This window comes from Rhodopseudomonas sp. BR0G17, assembly GCF_010907025.1.
In the GTDB taxonomy this organism is placed as follows: Bacteria; Pseudomonadota; Alphaproteobacteria; order Rhizobiales; family Xanthobacteraceae; genus Rhodopseudomonas; species Rhodopseudomonas palustris_H.
In genome coordinates this window covers 1-384 of record NZ_QUML01000252.1, presented here as the reverse complement: position 1 = coordinate 384, position 384 = coordinate 1, and the positions used below count along the sequence as shown (strand labels likewise).

The 384-nt window shown below is 67.4% G+C and carries 1 protein-coding gene; it reads left to right on the top strand.

What is annotated here, in order from left to right; translation table 11 throughout:
• The coding region (locus tag DY467_RS26095; RefSeq protein ID WP_164639947.1) for a PepSY domain-containing protein at positions 1–384 on the top strand (384 nt) is incomplete at both ends.

Below are 384 nucleotides of genomic sequence, written 5' to 3'. Positions count from 1 at the left end.
GTGATGAGTTTCGAGGACGAGATCCGAGGCGCGCTCGATGCTGGCCGCCTCGAAGTCGCGCCGCGTGCCGAGCCACGGATGCCGCCCGACGCCCTGATTGCGAAACTGCAAGCCGCCGGCGATCCGGTCGCGTCGATCACGATGCCCCGCGTCGCGACATCCGTCGTCGAGGTTCGGTTCGCCCGAAGGGCGGATCACACCCGGCCCGCGCCGCTCTATGTCGATCCTTATACTGGCGACAGCCTCGGTCATCCGGCGGCCGACGCGTTCTTTGCCACCGTCCGCAAGCTGCATCGCTGGCTGCTGTTGCCCGGCGATGGCAACGGCTACGGCCGGCCGATAACTGCTGTCGCGGCGCTCGGACTATTGACCATGCTGCTGACC